Origin of the sequence: Pauljensenia sp. UMB9872 (genome assembly GCF_030212665.1) — a bacterium.
Classification (GTDB): Bacteria; Actinomycetota; Actinomycetes; order Actinomycetales; family Actinomycetaceae; genus Pauljensenia; species Pauljensenia turicensis_B.
Genome location: NZ_JASOER010000039.1, coordinates 1 through 1,076 on the forward strand (window position 1 = coordinate 1; position 1,076 = coordinate 1,076).

Annotated in this window: 2 protein-coding genes; one reads left to right on the forward strand and one right to left on the reverse strand. The window is 57.2% G+C overall.

Going from position 1 to position 1,076, the window contains the following annotated elements; translation table 11 throughout:
* On the reverse strand, positions 1-606 hold a 606-nt coding region (locus tag QP109_RS09195; RefSeq protein ID WP_285024433.1), incomplete at its 3' end, for a transposase.
* Positions 607-709: 103 nt separating this feature from the next.
* Between QP109_RS09195 and QP109_RS09200 the strand changes: the two genes are divergently transcribed.
* The gene (locus tag QP109_RS09200) at positions 710-928 is read left to right on the forward strand and encodes a hypothetical protein (RefSeq protein ID WP_285024130.1); all 219 of its coding nucleotides are present in this window, start codon (positions 710-712) and stop codon (positions 926-928) included.
* Positions 929-1,076 lie beyond the last annotated feature (148 nt).

The window sequence follows — 1,076 nt, forward strand, 5'->3', positions numbered from 1 at the left end:
GCCGTCGCGTATCTTGACGCGCATCGCGTCAAGGAAGATCACCGGATAGAACTGCTCTAGCTGGCGGTTTTGCCAGATCATGACCTCGTCTAACACCGCATCGGTAATGGTGCTGATCGTATCCGGGCTCATACCCACCCCGAGCGTGGTCGCGAGGTGGTGCTGAATATCGCGCACGGTCATCCCGCCGGCGTACAGCGAGACGATCATGTCGTCGAGTTCTGTGAGCCGGCGTGCGCTCTTGGGCACCATCTTCGGTGCAAACGTGCCGGCACGATCCCTGGGCACGGTTACTTCCAACGCGCCGTAGCCAGAATTAACCGTCTTGGTGTACGACCCGTTGCGGTGATTGCCGCCCTGCACGGTTTCCACCTGGGCTTTGGCCTTGCGGTCGGAATGGCCGTAGCCCAAATGAGCATCCATCTCCGCCTGCAGACCAGCGTTAATCGAGGCCTGCAACAAGCCCTTGACCAGCTCACTGGCATCATCAGTCGAGGCCGACAGCTCGCTGATCAAGCTGGCAAGCTCAGGATTTTCCATCAGCTTCTCGCTGATCTCGTTGACCCTCGCCGGGTCATGGTTCTTCTTCGGTGACACCGTAGTCATTATCGGTGAAACTCCTTCTAGATCAGAGCCTCACACACAAACTTCCTGACACCCTCCAATCCGACGCCTACTAAACACCCACCGCGGCCTATCCGAACCCCACATGAAAACAGCGGTCGAATGGCTGTTAAACCAAAAATCTATCGACCCGGCAGACCCTATCACCTGGCTGACACATCACCGCCACAACACCAGCCAACAACCCCCACACCCAGCCACCACCGACCCGATCGGCCCGACCGGCTACGACACCGCCATCGACTACAACCCCGCCTACCAAGACGGCTCCCTACACATCCGCAAAGGCTGGGCAGGACGATAAACCAGCCACGACACGCCGAGCCCATACACACATTTTGGCCATTAACTCCAAAAAGCTGGGCTAATACCCGAGGGTTAATACCCAAGAATAGTTGCTTTAGGTCGGGCTTTTCGTTGCTGTATCACGGGAAAGTCGCTGTTATTGAGGT

Excerpts from the sequence above, each read along its gene's own strand:
- QP109_RS09200 (WP_285024130.1), top strand. The coding sequence starts at position 710 with ATGAAAACAGCGGTCGAATGGCTGTTAAACCAAAAATCTATCGACCCG.